This is a genomic window from Sphingomonas sp. 35-24ZXX, assembly GCF_000786215.1.
In the GTDB taxonomy this organism is placed as follows: Bacteria; Pseudomonadota; Alphaproteobacteria; order Sphingomonadales; family Sphingomonadaceae; genus Blastomonas.
In genome coordinates, this window is record NZ_JROG01000009.1 from 164,196 (window position 1) to 183,705 (window position 19,510).

Below are 19,510 nucleotides of genomic sequence, written 5' to 3' on the forward strand. Positions count from 1 at the left end.
AAAGGGAGAACAGCATCATGGCAAACCGTCCCAGGCTCGCACGCTGGTCGATGAGCAAGCATCAATGGCTGGCGCTGATCGGCGGCATCAGCCTCTTCATCTGGGGGCTGTCGGGCCTTGCGCATATCGTCATGGTGCTGTTCGGCCCGCAACAGGCCGAGTTCATGCCGCCGATGCGCACCGTCGACATGGCCGGTGCCGCGCCGGTCGAGCAAGTGCTGGCCAGCGCCGGCATCGGCAAGGCCCGTGCGGTCAAGGTCGTGGTCGGTGAAGATCGCAACCTGCTGCAGGTGACCGAAACGCCGCAGACCCCGCGCCGCTATTTCCGGCTCGATGATGGTGCCGAGCTCAAAGGCCAGGACGCGCGCCAGGCCGAATTCATCGCGCGGCACTATCTCAAGGAACGGCGCGCCGTCGCCGAGATCGTCCACCAGACGCAGTTCGATGCGGACTATCCCTGGGTCAACCGGCTGCTTCCGGTCTGGCGCGTGCGCTTTGCCGGCGACGACCGGCTGACCGCCTATGTCCACACCGAAACGGGCAGCCTGGCGGCGGTCAACAACCTCACCAAGACGCGGCTGCAGACGGTGTTCCGCTGGCTGCACAGCTGGGAATGGGTGCCGCCGCAGCTGGAATGGCTGCGGGTGATGGTGATCACCGCGATGGTCGGCAGCCTCGCCGCGCTGGCGGTCACCGGCATCCTTCTGCTGGTCGCGATCCGCCGCGGCAAACGGCTCGCCGGATCGAAGGGCTGGCACCGGATGATGGGCTATGTGCTCGCGCTGCCGCTGCTGATGTTCTCGGTCAGCGGCATCATCCATCTGGTGCAGGCGGCTTTCGAGCGGCCAACCAGCCAGATGCGCATGTCGCCGCCGGTCGATGTGGCCCAGGCCCGCTATCCGATCGAGCGCGACTGGGCCGAGGTTGCAGCCGGGCTCGACGTCGCGGGCCTGTCGCTGGTCGAAGCCCCCGATGGCCGCCCGCTCTATCGGCTGGGTCTGGCCCAACCGAAGGGCGCGATGCCCAAGGGCGAGCACGACCACAGCGCACACGCCGGGCACGCCATGCCGATGGGCGACACCGCGATCCGCAACGCACGCTTCGACGGCGTGACCCCTACCGGCCCCGCGCTTTATATCGATGCTGCCACTGGCAGGCCCTGGGCGGATGGCGACAAGGCGCTGGCGAAAGCTCTGGGCCGACGGTTCAGCGGCGCGCCCGACAGCGCGATCACGGGCATGGAGATCGTCACCCGTTTCGGCCCGGATTACGACTTCCGCAACAAGCGCCTGCCGGTGTGGCGCATCGATTACGGCACGCCGGTCAATGCGACGCTGTTCGTCGATACGGCCACCGGCGTTCTCGCCGACCGCACCGAGAACTGGCAGAAGCCCGAACGCTATATCTTCAGCTTCATCCACAAATGGAACTTCCTGTTCCCGATTGGCCGGGTCGGGCTGAATATCGTGGTGGGCGTGTTCGTCGTCCTGCTGCTCGGCTTCATGGCCGGGATCGGGTTGGTGCTCGACCGACGGCGACGTCGGCACCAAAAGCCGCTTGCCCGTTAGCATCATTGGCCCCTAGTCTTGGATCAAACACTGGGGGTCCGATGAACCGAACACTTGCACTTGCGCTGGGCCTTGCGGCTGTTCTTTCCACGCCGCAGGCCTGGGCCGCGCCGCCTGCCGCTGCGGCATCCGGCCCCTATGCGGGGACGGAAAAGCTCGACGGGCTGTATCCGGTGCATGTCGATCGCAAGACCGGGGGCATCCTGCTTTCGCTGCCCGCAGCAGGCGCGGACGGCGTGGTTGCACGGATGCTCTACACCACGGCATTGCGCACCGGGCTTGGCTCCGCGCCGATCGGGCTTGATCGCGCGCAGCCGGGGCCTGCGCAGATCCTGCTCGTTCGCCGCCTGGGCAAGAAGGTCTCGTTCGAGCTCGAAAACCCGCGCTTCCGCGCCAGCGCCGGGTCGCCCTCCGAACAGGCCGCCGCCGCCAATGCCTTTGCGACGTCGATGCTGTGGATGGGCGATGCGCTCGATGCGCCCGATGGCCGTCTGCTGGTCGATATCGCGCCGTTCCTGGCGCGCGATACGCGCAATGTCATCGGTCAGCTCAACTCCAGCGGCGAGAAGGGCTGGAAGCTGGTCGACGCGCTGAGCGCCGCCGACCCCTCCGCGACCCGCGCCTTCCCGATGAATCTCGAGTTCGAGGCGCGCCAGACCTATGCCAGCGATACCCCGGGCCCCGAGGTCCGCAACATCGCGCCCGATGCCCGGCAGGTGACTCTGGTCGTGCGGCACAGCCTGATCGCGCTGCCCGAGGCGGGCTATGTGCCGCGCGCCTTCGATCCGCGCGGCGGCAGCTTTGCGACGCAGATTCTCGATTTTTCCGCCCCGCTCGATGGCGAGATCGTCCAGAACCTTGCCAACCGTTTCCGGCTGGAGCGGATCGACCCCGATGCGCCGCGTTCGCGCGTGCGCAAGCCGATCGTGTTCTACATCGACAACGCCGCGCCCGAGCCGATCCGTACGGCGCTGCTCGAAGGGGCCTTGTGGTGGAAGACCGCGTTCGAGGCGGCAGGCTATATCGATGCCTATCGCGCCGAGATCCTGCCCGAAGGGGCCGATCCGCTCGACATGCGCTACAATGTCGTCAACTGGGTCAACCGTGCGACGCGCGGTTGGTCCTATGGCTATGCGGTCACCGATCCGCGCACCGGCGAAATCCTGAAAGGCGCGGTGCTGCTGGGATCGTTGCGCGTGCGCCAGGATATGCTGATCTACGAGGGGCTGGTCGGCGCGGACAAGACCGGGACCGGCGGACCCAACGACCCTGCGCAGGTGGCGCTGGCGCGTATCCGCCAGCTGTCCGCGCACGAGATCGGCCATGCTCTGGGGCTGCTGCACAATTTTGCGGGCAGCACCCAGGACCGCGCCTCGGTGATGGATTATCCCGCCCCGCGCATCGGGTTGAAGGAGGGCGTGCCCGATCTGTCCGATGCTTATGGCGTCGGTCTGGGCCGCTGGGACGTGCACGCGATCGACTGGCTCTATGGCGATCCGGTCAGCGGCAACCCCGATGCAGCGGCGATGGCGAAGGCGAACGAGGCGGCGCGTCAGGGGATGCGCTTCGTCTCGGACGAAAATGCGCGCAATGTCTCGGCCAGCCAGCCCTGGGGCAGCCTGTGGGATGACGGCGCCGATCCGGTGGCCGAGCTCGACCGGATGATGCAGGTCCGCGCGGCAGCCGTGGCGCGCTTCGGCTCGTCCGCGCTGGCACCGGGCGAGCCGGTCGCCCATCTGCGCCGCAAGTTCGTGCCGGTCTGGCTGGTGCATCGCTATCAGGTCGAGGCGGCGGCCAAGCTGCTGGGCGGCATGTACTCGGACTATGCCGTGGCCGGGCAGGGCGAGGCTGCGGCCAAGGCCGTGGCGCCCGCCGACCAGCTGCGCGCGCTCGATTCGCTGCTCGCCACGCTGCAGCCCGGCGTCCTCGATGTCCCCGCCCCGCTGGTGCCGCAGCTGTCCGCCGGTTTCTCGGGCGATACCGATCGTCAGACCGAGATCGAGATCATGCCGATGGCAGGTGCAGCGGCGTTCGATCCGCTCGCCGCTTCCGAGGTCGCGGCGCAGGTGACGCTCAATGCCCTGCTCGCGCCCGAACGGCTGGCGCGGATGACGCAGCAGCACCGCGCCGATCCCGCGAGCCCTGGCGCGCATGTCATCGCGCAGCGGCTGCTCGCGCTGGTCGATGCCTCGGCGGGCGATACCCGGCTGGGGCCGGTGCGCCGCGCGCTGGGCACGCGGGTGATCCTGTCGCTCGCGATGGCCGCACACGATGGCGGCAGCGGGGTCGAGGCCGCCAGCTGGATCGACCAGGCGCTGCACGACTGGGCCGATGCGCAACGGTCGCGCCGCTTTGCCGACCCGGCAGATCGCGCCTGGGCCTTGTCCACCGCGCGGCTGATCCAGGATCGCGATGCGCTCAAGGCAGCGCTGGCCGGCAAGCAAGCGCAGGTGCCAATCCCGCCCGGCATGCCGATCGGCAGCACCGAGCATTGATCGGCTGCTGATCAGCCCGACCGCGCCAGCCGCACCAGCGTCTCGTCGAGCGCCTGCAGGAAGCGCGACCGGTCGGCCTTGCTGAACGGCGCGGGCCCGCCGATGATGTCGCCGCCCGCGCGCAGGTCGGCCATGATCGCGCGGGTGGCGATCGCGCTGCCGATCGAGTTGGCGGTGAACAGCTTGCCGGTGGGCGATATCACCACCGCGCCCTGCTTGATGCAACGGTCGGCGAGCAGGATGTCGGCGGTGATCGCCACGGTTTTTGTATCGGCGCGCTCGGCGATCCAGTCGTCGGCGGCATCGAAGCCATCGCCGACCACGATACGCCCGATCAACGGGTGATCGGGCACGCGGATCGGGCTGTTGCTGACGATCGTCACCGCCACCTGATGGCGCAGGGCCACCCGGTAGATCTCGTCCTTCACCGGACAGGCATCGGCATCGACCAGGATCATCATCGGTGTGTCGCACTCCATCAGGGGCAGGGGGCCTGCGGGTCCGGCCCTACAGCAAATCTGACCGACACGAAATGTCCGCGCTGTACCCTCGCCCGAAACCAGAGGGCGCAATAATCAAACCTCGTTACCTTCCAGAATTTGAATAAATAGACGATGTGGGTACCATATCGGAATACGTGTCAGCGGGATGGTTAATGCCGCCTGGCATAAATTGCTTCAGTCATCACGATGTTGATTGCATCCAATGGAGCAATTATGCTGTCTTCGGCGCAGCTCATCATAGATATTTGCTATTGAACCGGCGCATGGCTTTCTAATTCATTGATGCCAGCTTTGAAGTACGGTGGACTTCCAGCAGGGAGACTTGATCATGCACGATCAGTACGCCGAACCGCCATGCTGGCGGACATGACCAACCCGGGGTTTGCCGACAGTGGGATGCGCGGGATGGAGCTGGTGCGCCCGGCACCGCTGCCGCGGCTCACCGGATCTCGCGCCGCACCGCGCGCTCGGCGCGTCCCGGGCGTCAGGCTGGGAGCGGAAGGGCATCATGGAGACCATAGCGAGCCGATGACGCTGCGTATCTTGTTCGTTGCGGGATTTTTTCCACCCTATTCCCCGCTGGGAGCGGTGCGCGCGCCGATGCTCGTGCGCTGGTGGCGTGCGCATGGCCATGACGTGCGAGTCATCGCCCTGCACAATCCGGGAGTTGCCGGGCAGCTCGAACCCGTGCTTCCGCCCGAGATGGTGCGTTATGTTCCCTTCACGCGCGCGGCGCCCACGCTCGATCAGGCGGCCGGCAGCGTCAAGAAGCTGCTGGTCAAGCCAGAGCGGCCGCTCAAGCCGCATTGGGAAAGCCTTCGCACGCTCTACCGCCAGGTCGCGCATTTCCCGGATCGGTACCGCAGCTGGATCAGGCCGGCGGTGGCCGAGGGCGTGGCGCTGGCGCAGGACTGGCAGCCCGATGTCATCTATTCTACCGGCCCGCCGCATTCGGGGCATGTCGTCGCGCGCCGGCTTGCGGCGCGGCTGTGCCAGCCCTGGATTGCCGAGCTGCGCGATCTGTGGGCGGACAATCCCTATAACGAGGGGCACCCGCTGTTCGAGCCGATCCTGCGGCGGTATGCCTGGGGAACCCTGGCGCATGCAACCGGGCATGTCGCGCTGACCCGGGGCTCGGCCCGCCGGGTATCCCAGGCGCTCGGTCGCCCGGTAACGCTGAGCTACAACGGCTTTGGCGCGGATGATTTTGTCGGGCTGGAAGCCGTTCCCGCGCTGGATGCCGAGCGGCTGACGATCATCCACGCAGGGATCATCTATGCCGGCCAGCGCGAACCGACGATGCTGCTGGCCGCGCTGGCGAAGCTGGATGCCCAGACGCGTGCGCGCATCCGGCTGATCTTCTTTCACGACGAGCAATCGGTGCTGGCGACCAGTGCTGCCCGATACGGCGTCAGCGATTGTGTCGAGCTGCTGCCCCCGGTGCCGCGCCGCGAGATCCTGAAGCTCGAGCGGCAGGCTGATGCGCTGCTGCTGTGCCGCTGGGACAATCCGGCCGAAGATTCGATCATTCCGGGCAAGGTGTTCGAATATATCGGAGCCCGCCGCCCGATCCTGGCGACCGGGTCGGCCACCGGAGAAGCGGCAGATATCGTCCGGTCGGGTGGCTTCGGTGTGGTGCTGACCGATCCCGGCGATATCGCCCGGCAACTGAAGCAGTGGCTGGCGCAAAAACAGGCTCATGGGGGCCGTCTGCCCGATCTGCCCGACGAGCCGACCTACGCCTATCTGCGCGAAACCCAGTTCCAGACGGTGGATGCCGCGCTTGCCGCTGCCGTGCGTTAGAATGGTTTTAAGGCACCAGAGCTATGGGTGAGGGCATGCTCGCCGCCGCCAAAGCCGCTGCCCGCAATGTCCTCGATTGCCGCCCATGGGCTGCCGGACATGCCGCCTATCTGCTGCACCAGGTCAGTGGACGCGGGCCGATGGACGTCACAGGCGCGCAGGATGACGCGGCGATGCGGGCCGCGGCGCGTTGGCTTGCTGCCGCGCAGGACAGCCAATCCGATGGCGGCTTTTCGGGCCGCTACAAGCTCGCCAGCGGATGGTCGTCGAGCTATCCCGAAACCACCGGCTATCTCATTCCGACGCTGCTCAGGCTGGCAGAGCTCTGGGATGAGCCCGAATGGCACGAGCGGGCGGCGCGGGCGGTCGATTTCCTGCACGGCCTGCAACTGCCCGATGGCGCGTTTCCCGGAGGTGAGGTGCTCGAAAACCGCACCGCGCCCTCGCCTTTCAACAGCGCGCAGATTCTGCATGGACTGACCCACTGGGTCCGCCATACCGATCACCCGCAGGCCAGGGCGGCGGCAGCGCGCTGTGCGGCCTGGCTGGTCTCGATGCAGGATGCCGACGGGGCGTTCCGGCGTCATTTCTATCTCGACGTCGCCGCGACCTATTCCGCGTTCCTGAGCTGCTGGCTCGCCGAATATGGTGATGCGTTCGGCGATACCGCCGCGCTCGCCAGCGCCGGGCGACATCTCGATTGGGTGCTGGCGCAGCAGGACAAGGCCACCGGATGGTTTGATCTCGCCGGATTTACGACCGGGCAGCACAGCGACCGAACCGCCTATACGCACACCATCGCCTATACCGTCGCGGGCGTGCTGACGACCAGCCGGTTGCTGCAGCGGACCGATGGCATCGCCGCCGCGCGCCATGCGGCAGAAGGCATCATGCGCCGGCTTGAACTGTCCGGACGGCTGCCCGGCGTGCTCGACTGGCGGTGGCGCGCAGTCGAACATCCGCAATGCCTGACCGGCAATGCCCAGATGGCGCTGATCTGGTTCGACCTGACCCGGCACGAAGGCGACTGGCGCTTTGCCAATGCGGGGCTGAAGGCGCTGGATCTGGTCAAGCACGCGCAGCAGCGCGACAATGCCAACACCGGGCTTGCCGGCGGCATCGGCGGGTCCGATCCGGTCTGGGGCAGCTATATCCCCAAGGCGCTGCCGAACTGGGCGGCCAAGTTCTTCATCGACGGCCTGATCGAAAAGCGCAGCCTTCTGCACGTGGCCGCGCAGCGGTCGTGAAGATCGCGCTGCTCACTCACAGGCGATCCTTGAAATGCGCGTCGGTCGCATCGGCGCTGGCCGCGCGCGGGATCCGCATCGCGCTGATCATCTGCGAGCAGCCGCAGGTCGCACCCGCCGGGGCCCGTCTGCGCGCGCTGATGCTGGAGCGCGGACCCGGAGCGCTGGCGGACAAGCTGCGGGCTCGGCTGGGCTTGCCGCGCGATGCGGCGCCCCAGGCATCCGCCCCATCCGACCGCGCGCTGGATGCGGCAAGCTGTGGCGCGCAGCACGGCATTGCGCTGCTCGATCTGCCCGACCTCACCTCTTCGGCATCGCTCGAACGCCTGCGTGCCGAGGCGATCGACCTGATGATCCATGCCGGCGCAGGCATCCTGCGCGCGCCGCTGCTGGCGGTGCCACGGTTGGGGGTGCTCAACGCGCATATGGGGGTGCTGCCGCGCTATCGCGGGATGAATGTCGCCGAATGGGCGGCATGGGAGGGTGGTCCGCTGGGGGCCACCGTGCACTGGATCGATCCCGGCATCGATACCGGGCGGATCATCCGCATCGCCCCTGTCGCAGGCCGGGGTCTGGGCAGCGTTGCATCCCTGCGCGCGGCGGTGGATGCAGCGCAGATCGATGCGCTGGCGGAGGTGGTCGAAGCGATCGTCGCATCCGGACAGCCGCCGACCGCTGCGCCGCAAGCGCGCGCGGATGGGCGGCAGTATTTCACGATGCACCCGCAGATCGCAGAGCTGCTCGAACAGCGCCTGGCTCAGTCGCAATAGGCCGCGCACCAGCGGTCGAACATGGCAATCCCCCACAGCTGCTCGAGCGCGCGCCGTTCGTTGCGGCAGGCGCGCGCGACGATGGGCTGCAGGCCATCCAGCGCAATCCAGTTGTGAAATTCGCGGCTCACCGGGACATATCCACCCGCTTCGCGCAGTCGCTCGGCAAACCAGGGGAAGATCGGCAAGGGGAAGCCCCTTTTGGGGGCATCGAGCACCGCATCGGGCAGCCGCGTGGCGACAAAGTCGCGCAGCACCGCCTTGGTGCGGAACTGCCCGTCGGCCCCGATCCGCGCCTCCATCGGCGTGCTCTGGCACCATTCGACCAGGGGCAGGTGCAGGAACGGGACCCGCGTCTCCAGCGATGCGGCCATTGCCATCTTGTCGGCCTTCATCAGCAGATCCTCGACCAGCCAGGTTCCGAAATCGGCCTGCTGGCTCTGTGCGAGCGGATGGACGGTATCGGCCAGGCTGTACCAGCCCTGCACCAGATCAAAGGTCGGCACCATCTGCGGGCCCCGCCAGAACGCGGCCTTTTCGCTGTCGCTGATCGTCCAGCCGATATGCGCGGCCATGCCCCGGCGATACGCACCCGGCCCGCCTTGAGCCATCGCGCGAAAGATCGACGCCCGCTCGGGCGAGACCAGCCTGGCAGCGAGCCCCAGCAGCGATCTTGGCACAGGACCATAGCGGCGCGCTACCTTGGCGAGCGTGGCAAGGTCGGCGGGCCGGGTATAGCCCAGCAGAAGCTCGTCCGATCCCTCGCCGGACATCGCAACCTTGACGTGTTCGCTGGCCTTGCGCGACAACAGGTAGAGCGCCGCGCCGGTCGCATCGCCATAAGGCTCGTCGAAAGCGTGGACGACATCGTCCAGCGCGCCGAAATAGTCGGCGCGGGCCATGCGGATTTCATGATGCCGGGTGCCGAAACGTTGGGCGACCGCGCGGGCCAGCGGCAGTTCGTCATCGCCCCCTGCGCCATCGCCGCTGATCGAGAAGGTGTGCAAATCACGGTGGCCCAGCTCGCTTGCCGCCGCCACGATCGCCCCCGAATCGAGACCGCCCGAAAGAAAGGCTCCCACCGGGACATCGGCGGCGATGATATGGCTGTCGACTGCGGCAATGAACTGGTCGGCAAATTCGCGGGCATAGTCGCGCCCCGGATCGTGCGGACCGGGCGTCAGATCGGCCCGCCAATAGGTCTCGACCGTGTGCCTGTCTTCGGAAAGCGTGCGCCGCAGCATCTGGCCGGGCCCAAGCTTGCCGATGCCCGCCCAGATGGTGCGATCCGGCGGCATGAAGCGCATCGAGAGATAGTGCCAGAGCGCCTGCGGATCGATCGCGGGGCGGCCCGGCAGCGCGGCAAGGATCGCCTTGATCTCGCTGGCAAACAGAAGCTCGCCGTCAAGTTCGGCAATGTACAGCGGCTTGATGCCGACCTGATCGCGCGCAAGGATCAGCTCGTTGCTGCGCGGATCGTGGATCGCGATCGCAAACATGCCGTGCAACCGCGCGAACGCTGCGACACCCTCTGCATGATAGAGGTTGAGGATGACCTCGGTGTCCGACCGTGTCCGGAAGACATAGCCCCTGGCCTCCAGCTCGGAGCGCAAGGCCCGGAAATTGTAGATTTCGCCATTGAAGACGATGGTGACGCCGTCGGGCGTACTCATCGGCTGCTGGCCGAAGTGAAGGTCGATGATCGCCAGCCGGCGCATCGCGAGGGCCAGGCGAGGGGCCAGATGAACCCCGGCGCCATCGGGCCCGCGATGCACGATCGCCGCGTTCATCGCCGCAACGCGCCGCGCCAGCCGTTGGGGAGGGTCAGCGCTGATCAATCCAACTATGCCGCACATGCGCGCAACCTAATCAAAAAATCCTGAGAAACGCAGTATTGCGGCGATAGAAAAACCCCTGTCGCGGTCATCAGCAACGTCAATCGCCGGTCTCCTAAAGAAAGCGCTATTGCGACCTTTTATCAATCATTGCAGTTCTGGCGTCGATGGTGGGACTCAAGGGTTTGTTTCTCCAATCAACCACATAGCTGCTAGCTATCCTGCGAACCGATCAATATAGCATGGCGACACACGTCGGAGGTGGGGCGGCTCTTTATGCTGACGAAATTGGGTTCCTGGGTGAAACGCCACAAGCTGTGGTCGGCTTTGATCGCCCTTGTCGTGCTTTTTGTCGTCTATCGCATCGTCCGCCCTGTTCCGCATGACTATGAATACATGGGGGAAACCGCCGCGCGCGGCGAGGTGGTCCGGGTCGTTTCGGCCAGCGGCAAGGTACGCGCGCTCAACACGATCAAGGTCGGCACCGAAGTGTCGGGCCAGGTCACCAAGGTCTATGTCGATTTCAATTCGCCGGTGACGGCGGGACAGATTCTCGCCGAGATCGACCCGACGCGGGTGCGCGCCCGGGTGCAGCAGACCGAGGCGCAGGTGGCGCTGGCGCGCGCCGGGTTGCAGCAGACCGCGGCCAATGTCGCGCGGGCACGGTCCGAGCTGGAAATCCAGGAGCGCGACTTTGCCCGGCAGCGCGCGCTGGCAGAGCGCGGTTTCGTCTCCAAGGCCAATCTCGATACCGCCCAGACCCGGCTGAACAGCGCGCGCAACGCGCTGGATGTCGCGCTGGCGCAAACGCAGAGCGGCAACGCGCAGATCCGCCAGGCCACCGCCGAACTGTCGTCGGCGCGGCTGGACCTCAACCGCACGGTGATCATCGCGCCAGCGAGCGGGGTTATCATCGACAAGCTGGTCGAACCGGGGACCACGGTCGCTGCCAGCTTCCAGACGCCCAACCTGTTCGAAATCGCCGCAGACACCACCAAGATGCAGGTCGAGGCATCGGTCGACGAGGCCGATATCGGCCAGATCAACGAAGGCCAGGACGTCCGCTTCACGGTCGACAGCTATCCCGACGACGTGTTTCGCGCCAAGGTGCGCCAGGTCCGCAAGGCGCCGGTCGAAACGCAGAATGTCGTCAGCTATCTGGTGATCATCGATGTCGACAATCTCGACGGAAAGCTGCTGCCCGGCATGACCGCCAATGTCGAGATCATCACCGGCGCGAAGCCCAATGTGCTGCGCGTGCCCACCAACGCGCTGCGTTTCCGCCCGAAGGTCGCGGACCGGGAAGAGGCACCCAAGGATGCGCCGGGCAAGCAGCAGGCGCCCCGCCAGACCCTGTATGTCGCGGGCACGGACCCCTATAAGCCGGTCCGCAAGCAGGTACGGATCGGCCTGCAGGGGGATGAATATACCGAGATCCTGTCGGGCATCAAAGCCGGGGATACGGTTCTGGTCCGCACCAAATCGCTCAAGCCCAAGGCAGAGACCGAAGACACGGAAGACGATGACAGCGCCGCTTCTTGAAACGCATGATCTGGTCAAGAATTATGTGATCGGTGGCGAGCTGGTGCACGCCGTCAACCGTGTATCCTTGAGCATCCAGCGCGGCGAGTTCGTCGCGATCATGGGAGCGAGCGGTTCGGGCAAGTCCACCTTCATGAACATGATCGGCTGCCTCGACGTCCCGACCTCGGGCACGTTGCTGCTCGACGGCATCGACACCAAGACGCTGGACAGCGATGCGCTGGCGGACATCCGCAACCGCAAGATCGGCTTTGTCTTCCAGCAGTTCAACCTGCTCGCCCGCACCAGCGCGCTCGACAATGTGGCGGTGCCGCTGATCTATGCCGGCGTGCGCGCGGCCGAGCGGCGCGAGCAGGCCCAGGCCAAGCTCGAGGCGATGGGCCTGGCCAATCGAATGCAGAACACCCCGGCCAAGCTGTCCGGCGGCCAGCAGCAGCGTGTCGCCATTGCCCGCGCACTGGTCACCGATCCGCTGATCCTGCTGGCGGACGAGCCGACCGGCGCGCTTGATACGCAGACCTCGCTCGACATCATGGGTATCTTCCAGAAGCTCAACGACGATGGCATCACCCTGGTCATCGTCACCCACGAGCCTGATATTGCCGAATATGCCGAACGCCGCATCGTGTTTCGCGATGGCAAGGTGATCGAGGATGCGCCGGTGCAGTCGCGCCGGCGGGCCGTGGTCGCATGAGCGATCTGCTGAGCGGCATCGCCGGATGGGGCGTCAACGTCGCCATCGCGGTCACCGCGCTGCGCACCAATCTGCTGCGCTCGATCCTGACCACTTTGGGCGTGATGATCGGGGTGTTTTCGGTGATCCTGGCCGTCGCGGTGGGCAATGGTGCGCAGGTTTCGGTGACGCAGCAGATCGCCACCCTGGGCTCGAACATGGCGATCGTGGTGCCCGAGCCCGAACGCGCCAATGGCCCGCCCCGGCCCGGCGACCGCGGGCGGCTGACCGAACGCGATGGCAAGGCTATCGCCCGCGAGGTGCCCGGGGTCATCGCGGTCGCGCCGCAGATCCGCACCAGCGTGCAGATGGTCACCGGCGGCCGAAGTGCCTCGACCCAGGCGATCGGTTCGACCGAATCCTTTGCCAGCATTTCCAATCTCGACACCGCCGATGGCCGCTTCCTAACCAAGAGCGACGTCGGTGCTGCCACCCGGGTGGTGGTGATCGGCCAGACGGTCGCCGACAAGCTGTTCATCGACATCAACCCGATCGGCGAGACGGTGCGCATCAACCGCGTGCCGTTCACCGTGATCGGCCTGCTCGAAAGCAAGGGCAGCAATCTGGGCAACGACAATGACGACCAGATCGTGATGCCAATCTCGACATTGCGCCAGCGGCTGTCGACCACGACCGCGCAGGGCCCCGATGATGTGACCTTGCTGTTCGTCGGCTTCGAAGACGAGGAGTCGCTGATCGCCGGCGACCGCGAGATCAAGACCCTGCTGCGCGCGCGCTACCGGGTATCGAAGGGCAAGATCACGCCCTTTACCGTGCGCACCACCAAGGAGATTGCCGAGACATCGGGGGAGGTGACGCAGATCTTCCAGGCGGTGCTGGTGGCCATCGCCTCGATCTCGCTGCTGGTCGGCGGCATCGGCATCATGAACATCATGCTGGTCAGCGTCACCGAGCGGACCCGCGAAATCGGCTTGCGCATGGCGTTGGGGGCCAAGCGGCGCGATATTCGCAACCAGTTCCTGGTCGAGGCGGCGGTGCTGTGCATCATCGGCGGGGCGATCGGTCTGACCCTGGCGATGGTCGCGGCCGCGGTCTTCCAGCAGGTGGCCGACTTTCCGGCACCGATCGGCTGGGATACCGCGCTGCTGGCCATTGCCTTTTCCGCCGTGATCGGGCTGGTATTCGGCGGTTACCCTGCCATTCGCGCCTCGCGCCTGTCGCCGATCGAGGCGCTGCGCAGCGAATAGTCCGTGATCGCTACCGAAGCTGCCGGTATCGCCCTGTCCTGGAGAGATTGCTGATGGGCCGCACATTGCGCCTGATCCATTACTGGCTCACGGCCTTTACCCTGTTCACCGTGGCGATGGTGGCGGTCACCGGCGTGCTGCTGTCGGTGAAGAAGGAATTCGATGCCCTGCAGCCGCCGACGGCTGAGGGGACCAGCCCGGGCCTGCCTGCGACCCGGCTCGATCGGTTGCTCGCGGCGGTGACCGCCGAGCCCGGACGCAGTGCATTGCGCTGGCAAGATGTGGATCGGATCGATGTGCGCCCCGGTGATGGAATCGCCAAGCTGATCCTCAACGATCGCACCGAATATCAGGTCGATCTGCACTCGCTCGAGGTGCTCCAGACCGGCTATCGCACGTCCGATTTCGTAGAGACGCTCCACGATTTCAGCGTGCTGGGCGATTGGGGCAAATATCTGCTGTCGCTGCCGACCGGGATCGCGTTGCTCGTGCTGTGGGGCACCGGGGCCTATATGTTCGTCAAGCCGATGCTGGTGAAACGGCGCAAGCGCCGCGCCAAGGCGCTTGCCGGATCGTCCTAGTCGAACCGCAGACCCAGCCGCCAGACACGCCCCGGTAGCGGCAACCCTGCCTGCGGAAAGATCTGCGCATCGGTGAGATTGTCGATGGCGAATGTCAGCAGCAGCTGATGCGATCCCAGCTGTGCCACAGGCACCGCGGCACGTGCCGCCAGTTCGGCCGCAGCGGGAAGCTTCACCGATCGGCCCGCCGCATCCAGATCGATCGCCTGGCCCACCCCGCGCAGCTCGGCGCGCAGATCGAACTTGCCCGGCACATTCCAGTCGAGCACGGCGAGCGTCTCGAACGATGGCCGTTGCGGCAGCTGCCGGACGCCTGCGCTGGCCGCATCGGCGCGCGCGCGCAGCCACGTTCCCGATAGCTCGACGCGCAGCGTGTCGGAAAGGTCGTGCGCGATCCGCGCGTCTATCCCGAAGCTGGTCGCACCCGGAAGGTTGAAACGCTGGCGGCGGCCGTCGGGCAGCACGCGCTGCGCCAGCGTATCGCGCGAGCGGATGAAGAACGGATTGAGCACCAGCGCAAAGCCCGGGCGCGCCCAGCGCCACTCGGCATCTGCGAGCCAGGCCTGTTCGGGACGCAGATCGGGATTGATCGCAAAGCGGCCCAGCGCCTCGCCGAACAGTTCGCGCGCGCTGGCAAAGCGGGTGCGCCGCCCGCCGCTCAGCGTCAGCACCGAGGAAGCGCTTATGTCGATGCCGAGCGCTGCCGACGCCGCACCGGCCCCGCGCGAGGGCTGTGCTGGCTTGTCGCCGGTCAGCGGCGTATCCGCTGCGTCATAGGCGGCGCCCAGGGTCGCACGCAGCCCCGGGGCCAAGGGCGCGTCGGCCTCGACCCCCAGCCTATAGAGATTCTGTCGATAGCTGAGCGCCGGGCCAGCCGTCCCAGACGGAAAGTCGGTCTCCAGCTGCCGGTGCGTGCTCGACTGCGCCGATGCCGCCCAGCGCAGCTGCAACGGCCCGGCGCGATGGGCCAGCACCAGCCGTGTGCCGAGGGTCTTGTCGGCATCGTCCTGCACGCCGCGCAAGGCGGCATAATCGACGCTGCGATACTGCGCGATCGTCTGGCTGAACACCTGCCGCCACCCCGTCGCGCGCAGTTCGGCATCCTCTCCCAGCGTCAGCGCGGCGTTCAGCGTGGCCTGGGTCAGTGCGATGTCGGGATAGCGCCAGAAGCGCGCACCGGCTTCAGCCGGGCGATCGGATTCGGGAGCAATGCCGCGTTCGGCGGCGAGATGCAGCAGCGAGGCTCGCACGCGCAGGTCGCCCATGCTGGCCCCGATCGCGCCGAACACGCTGCCAGCATTGAGGTCGCTGTTGGTGCGCCGGTTACCCGGCGCCTGGCTGAAGGGCAGGGGGCCGGCCAGCGGTTCGGCATCGCGGGTGATCCCGCCGACCGCCAGCGTCGCCTCGATGCCGCCCAGCCGTTCGGCCAGCACCAGCGAGCCGCTTCCCGATCCCAGGCTGCCGGCTTCGAGCTGCGCAAAGCTGCCTTGCGCGCTCTGCCGAGTCTGGAAATCGACCACACCCGCGACGGCATTGGCCCCATATTCGATCGGCGCGGTACCCTTGATCACCCGCACTTCGCCCAGCAGGCCGGCCGGCAGCAGACCCAGGTCCACCCGTCCGTCCCATGGCACGCCCAGCGGGGCACCATCGAGAAACACCTGCGTCTGGCGTTCTTCCGCGCCGCGGATCCGCGCGACAGTCTCGCCGCGCGAATTGGCGCGCACGGTGACGCCGGCCAGGCCGCGCAGCACATCGGCCAGGCTGCGCGGCTGGCGGTCGACCAGCGAATCGGCCACGATGATTTCCTGCGGCGGCAGCACCCGGTCCGGTGCCGCCGGCGCGGTCACCGTAATCGGCACGGGCCTGCGCTCGGCTGCCAACGCAGGGCTGGCCAGCGCGGTGCAAGCCAGCGCGACGCCAGTCAGCGCGAAGGGAGTCGCCTGCGCCCCTGGTATCACTCGGCAGCAGGGGCCGGTGGCGGAACCTTGAGCGGACGACGCACGATCTCGGCGATTCCCGCTGCCGCAAGCCCGGCATTCAGCTTGGGCAGGCTGTCGGTCAGCGCCGATTCGAGCGCCGCCAGCTGCGTATCGAGCTGGCCGGACAGGGTGGCGAACACCGCCAGGCTCTGGTCGGTCGGACGCGCCTCGGCGCTTTCGGCCACGCCGATCAGCCCTGCGAGCTTGTCGTTGAGCATGATCGGATAGTTGAGCGGATCCTGACGCGAGCGGTTGCGCACCTGATACAGCTGTCCCTCGATCGCGCTCAGCTTGGTGTCGAACGCGGTGAGCGTGGCGCGCACCCTGGCATCGGCGGCAGGATTGGCAGCGGCCGCAGCGGTCTGTTCCTTGACCCCGCGGATCAGCAGCACCGCCTCGTTGGCCTCGCTGACGCGCTTGCTCACCTGGCTGGCAAAGGCGAATCGCGCGGCAAGATCGGCCTGAGTGACGCCGGTCAGCCGCGGGTCGGACCGGATCTCGAACGGCTGGGTGAAGACCTGGCCGTCGACGGTCAGCCGCGCCTGATACTGGCCCGGAACCGCGGTGATGCCGTTGTTGCGGCTGGTCCACAGGATCATGCCAGGGAAATCGGTAAAGCCGGGATGGCGCATCTTCCACACGAAGCGGTTGAGGCCGGGCTTCATCGTCGTGGTCGGAACGGGGCGGTGCTTGGACGGATCATCGTCGTCCTCGTCTGCCTTCTTCTTGTCATCGTCCTTCTTGGGATCGACAGGGTTGCCGGCGAAGCTCTGGATCAACGCGCCGTCGGGGCCCAGGATATCGAGCGCAAGCGCTTGGGGACGCGCGGGCAGGAAATAGTCGATCGCGACGCCCTCGTCGACTTCGCGGACGGCAGGCGCGGGCGCGAACAGCCGCTCGCTGCGATCGGCACCGCTGCCCAGCTGGCGCAGCACGCCGATATTGTCGAGCACCCAGAAAGAGCGGCCGTGCGTCGCGATCACCAGATCGTTGTCGGTGACCGCCAGATCGGACACCTGGACGGCGGGCAGGTTGCGCTGCAGCTTGCTCCAGCTCTTGCCGGCATTGAACGAGACCCACACGCCGCGTTCGGTGCCCAGATACAGCAATCCGGCACGCTTGGGGTCCTCGCGGATGCTGCGTGCCATTTCGTCGGCGGGAATGCCGGTCGAAATCGCGGTCCAGCTGCGGCCGTAATCGGTCGTCTTCATCACATAAGGTGCAAAGTCGCCGAGCAGGTGCCGGTGGCCGGTGAGATACGCGGTGCCATCGGCATGCGGTGAATCCTCGATCGTGGTGATCTTGAGATAGGCAGGCAGCCGCTTGGTCGTGACGTTGCTCCAGTTTGCGCCGCCATCGCGGGTGAGGTGGACCAGGCCATCGTCCGAGCCCGCCCAGATCAGCCCGCGCTCGCGGCGCGACGGGGCGAGCGCGAAGACCGTGGAATAGGTTTCCACCCCGGTCTGGTCGCGGGTGATCGGACCGCCCGAGGGGCCCAGCGTCTTGGGATCGGTCAGGGTCAGGTCGGGGCTGATCCTCTCCCAGCTCTGTCCCTCGTTGCGGCTGCGCCAGACATGCTGCGAGGTGACGTACAGGCTCCTGGGATCGTGCGGATCGAACACGATCGGGAAGGTCCATTGGAAGCGCTCGGCAACCTCGCTGGCCGAATAGCCCATCGGGTTGTCGGGCAGCACATTGATCGCGCGCGCCTGGCCGGTGGCCCGGTCATAGCGATCGAGCGTGCCGCCATAGCTGCCCGCGTAGAAGATTTCGGGATTGAGCGGGTCGTTGGTGACATAGCCGCTCTCGCCGCCGCCCGCGGCAAAGCCATATTGGCCGCCGCCCAGCGCGTTGACATGCTTCCAGTCGCGCGAGGGCACGCAGATGGTCGAATTGTCCTGCTGACCGCCGCAAACGAAATAGGGGAAGTGCTTGCTGATCGACACGCGGTACATCTGCGCGGTCGCAAAATTCTGCCGCGTCCAGCTCTCTCCGCCATTGACGCTGACATTGGCACCGCCGTCATTGGCCTCGATCATCCGCTGGTTGTTGGCAGGATCGATCCACAGGTCGTGATTGTCCGAATGCGGGGTCTTGATCTTGGTCAGCGTCTTGCCGGCGTCGTCCGAGCGGAAGAACTCGACGTTCATCACATAGACCCGGTCCTTGACCACAGGATCGGCGAGCACGCGCGAATAATAGAAAGAGCGCTGGCGCAGATCGCCGCTGTCATTGGCCCGCCGCCAGCTGGCACCGGCATCGTCCGAGACATACAGCCCGCCTTCCTCGGCATGTTCGATCATCGCATAGACACGCGATGCATCGACGGGCGAGACGCTGACCCCGATCTTGCCGATCAGCCCGGTCTTGGGCATGCCCGGCGCGCGGGTGATCTCGTTCCAGCTTTCGCCGCCGTCGGTGCTGCGGAACAGGCCGCTGCCCGCTCCCCCCGAGCTCATCCCCCAGGGCTTGCGCCAGGCTTCCCACAGCGCCGCATAGAGCGTGCGCGGGTTCTTCGGATCGATCGAGATGTCGACCGCGCCGGTCTGCGCGTTGCGGAACAGCACCTTGCGCCACGTCTTGCCGCCATCGGAGGTCTTGAACACACCCCGCTCGGCATTGGGTTCGCCATAATGGCCGAAGCCCGCGACATAGGCGGTGTCGCAATCCTTGGGATCGATCCGCACCCGCGCGAAATTCTGCACATCGGCGAGGCCGATCTTGGTCCAGGTCTTGGCGGCGTCGACCGACTTCCACACGCCGTTGCCGGGCAGGATGTTGCCGCGCAGCTGGGTTTCGCCGGTGGTCAGATAGACGATGTCCGGATTGGCCTCGCACACTGCGACGCCGCCGACGGCGCCGGTATCGATCTTTCCGTCGGTCATCGGCTTCCAGCTGATGCCACTGTCAGTGGTCTTCCACAGGCCGCCGCCCACGGCCGTGAAATAATATTCGTTCGGGCGCGATGCGCTGCCGGTGGCAGAGATCGAGCGGCCACCGCGATCGGGGCCGATATTGCGCCACGTCAGCGATGTGAAATAGGCCTCTTCCCCCTCGGGAAGCGGGGCGTCCTTGGCCTCTTCAGCGGTCTTCAGCTCGTTGGCGTCCTGCGCCACGACGGCGTGGCCGCTCATCAAACAGCAGGCAAGCCCGATCAGCCGTGGCGCACGCTTCATAGTTTTCCCCATTATCCCTGAATCAGCGCCTGGCCGCGCCCGACATTGTGGACGTCATCATCACGCC

13 protein-coding genes are annotated in these 19,510 nt (G+C 66.5%); 9 read left to right on the forward strand and 4 right to left on the reverse strand.

Annotation, left to right across the window (positions count from 1 at the left end; all coding sequences use genetic code 11):
- The first annotated feature begins 17 nt into the window (after positions 1–17).
- Together LI72_RS16885 and LI72_RS16890 are read left to right on the forward strand one after the other, a co-directional pair.
- Positions 18–1,568 (forward strand): PepSY domain-containing protein, encoded by a 1,551-nt coding sequence (locus tag LI72_RS16885; protein ID WP_033927110.1) that lies wholly within the window; start codon positions 18–20, stop codon positions 1,566–1,568.
- Between the two features lie 41 nt (positions 1,569–1,609).
- Complete coding sequence (locus LI72_RS16890; protein WP_033927111.1) at positions 1,610–4,063, forward strand: zinc-dependent metalloprotease; 2,454 nt, start codon at positions 1,610–1,612, stop codon at positions 4,061–4,063.
- Between the two features lie 11 nt (positions 4,064–4,074).
- On the opposite strand, the gene LI72_RS16895 is transcribed toward LI72_RS16890, so the two are convergent.
- Positions 4,075–4,524, reverse strand: a complete 450-nt coding sequence (locus LI72_RS16895; protein ID WP_033927211.1) for a YaiI/YqxD family protein — start codon at positions 4,522–4,524, stop codon at positions 4,075–4,077.
- A gap of 396 nt (positions 4,525–4,920) precedes the next feature.
- On the opposite strand from LI72_RS16895, the gene LI72_RS16900 reads away from it, so the two are divergent.
- From LI72_RS16900 to LI72_RS19185, 3 genes are read left to right on the forward strand one after another with little or no spacing between them, the layout of a single operon-like run.
- A complete protein-coding gene (locus LI72_RS16900) occupies positions 4,921–6,369 on the forward strand; it encodes a glycosyltransferase (protein ID WP_033927112.1) in 1,449 nt (482 codons plus the stop codon).
- A gap of 23 nt (positions 6,370–6,392) precedes the next feature.
- A complete protein-coding gene (locus tag LI72_RS20115; protein WP_033927113.1) occupies positions 6,393–7,616 on the forward strand; it encodes a prenyltransferase/squalene oxidase repeat-containing protein in 1,224 nt (407 codons plus the stop codon).
- Entirely contained in the window at positions 7,613–8,386 is a 774-nt protein-coding gene (locus tag LI72_RS19185) for a formyltransferase family protein (RefSeq protein WP_052130109.1), read from the forward strand. Before LI72_RS20115 ends, LI72_RS19185 begins: the two co-directional genes overlap by 4 nt.
- Here the strand turns inward: LI72_RS19185 and asnB are convergent.
- A complete protein-coding gene (gene asnB, locus LI72_RS16915; RefSeq protein WP_081985179.1) occupies positions 8,374–10,242 on the reverse strand; it encodes an asparagine synthase (glutamine-hydrolyzing) in 1,869 nt (622 codons plus the stop codon). The two genes, LI72_RS19185 and asnB, sit on opposite strands and share 13 nt — an antisense overlap.
- Positions 10,243–10,497: 255 nt before the next feature.
- Here asnB and LI72_RS16920 point away from each other — a divergent pair, with 255 nt between their 5' ends.
- From LI72_RS16920 to LI72_RS16935, 4 genes are read left to right on the forward strand one after another with little or no spacing between them, the layout of a single operon-like run.
- Positions 10,498–11,763 carry an efflux RND transporter periplasmic adaptor subunit gene (locus tag LI72_RS16920; RefSeq protein ID WP_052130111.1) on the forward strand — a complete coding sequence of 422 codons (1,266 nt, stop codon included), beginning with the start codon at positions 10,498–10,500 and terminating at the stop codon, positions 11,761–11,763.
- Entirely contained in the window at positions 11,744–12,457 is a 714-nt protein-coding gene (locus LI72_RS16925) for an ABC transporter ATP-binding protein (protein ID WP_033927114.1), read from the forward strand. The genes LI72_RS16920 and LI72_RS16925 overlap by 20 nt, the downstream gene beginning before the upstream one ends.
- Complete coding sequence (locus tag LI72_RS16930) at positions 12,454–13,704, forward strand: ABC transporter permease (RefSeq protein WP_052130113.1); 1,251 nt, start codon at positions 12,454–12,456, stop codon at positions 13,702–13,704. Before LI72_RS16925 ends, LI72_RS16930 begins: the two co-directional genes overlap by 4 nt.
- A gap of 53 nt (positions 13,705–13,757) precedes the next feature.
- Complete coding sequence (locus tag LI72_RS16935; RefSeq protein ID WP_033927115.1) at positions 13,758–14,285, forward strand: PepSY-associated TM helix domain-containing protein; 528 nt, start codon at positions 13,758–13,760, stop codon at positions 14,283–14,285.
- Here LI72_RS16935 and LI72_RS16940 read toward each other — a convergent pair.
- The gene (locus LI72_RS16940; protein ID WP_231562516.1) at positions 14,282–16,147 is read right to left on the reverse strand and encodes a TonB-dependent receptor plug domain-containing protein; all 1,866 of its coding nucleotides are present in this window, start codon (positions 16,145–16,147) and stop codon (positions 14,282–14,284) included. The two genes, LI72_RS16935 and LI72_RS16940, sit on opposite strands and share 4 nt — an antisense overlap.
- Positions 16,148–16,242: 95 nt before the next feature.
- Positions 16,243–19,401: a WD40/YVTN/BNR-like repeat-containing protein gene (locus tag LI72_RS16945; protein WP_052130115.1), complete on the reverse strand. Its 3,159-nt coding sequence runs from the start codon at positions 19,399–19,401 to the stop codon at positions 16,243–16,245.
- Between the last annotated feature and the right edge of the window lie 109 nt (positions 19,402–19,510).

Coding starts and splice junctions, on each gene's coding strand:
- LI72_RS16885 (WP_033927110.1), top strand. CDS start 18: ATGGCAAACCGTCCCAGGCTCGCACGCTGGTCGATGAGCAAGCATCAA.
- LI72_RS16890 (WP_033927111.1), top strand. CDS start 1,610: ATGAACCGAACACTTGCACTTGCGCTGGGCCTTGCGGCTGTTCTTTCC.
- LI72_RS16895 (WP_033927211.1), bottom strand. CDS start 4,524: ATGATGATCCTGGTCGATGCCGATGCCTGTCCGGTGAAGGACGAGATC.
- LI72_RS16900 (WP_033927112.1), top strand. CDS start 4,921: ATGCTGGCGGACATGACCAACCCGGGGTTTGCCGACAGTGGGATGCGC.
- LI72_RS20115 (WP_033927113.1), top strand. CDS start 6,393: ATGGGTGAGGGCATGCTCGCCGCCGCCAAAGCCGCTGCCCGCAATGTC.
- asnB (WP_081985179.1), bottom strand. CDS start 10,242: ATGTGCGGCATAGTTGGATTGATCAGCGCTGACCCTCCCCAACGGCTG.
- LI72_RS16920 (WP_052130111.1), top strand. CDS start 10,498: ATGCTGACGAAATTGGGTTCCTGGGTGAAACGCCACAAGCTGTGGTCG.
- LI72_RS16925 (WP_033927114.1), top strand. CDS start 11,744: ATGACAGCGCCGCTTCTTGAAACGCATGATCTGGTCAAGAATTATGTG.
- LI72_RS16930 (WP_052130113.1), top strand. CDS start 12,454: ATGAGCGATCTGCTGAGCGGCATCGCCGGATGGGGCGTCAACGTCGCC.
- LI72_RS16935 (WP_033927115.1), top strand. CDS start 13,758: ATGGGCCGCACATTGCGCCTGATCCATTACTGGCTCACGGCCTTTACC.
- LI72_RS16945 (WP_052130115.1), bottom strand. CDS start 19,401: ATGAGCGGCCACGCCGTCGTGGCGCAGGACGCCAACGAGCTGAAGACC.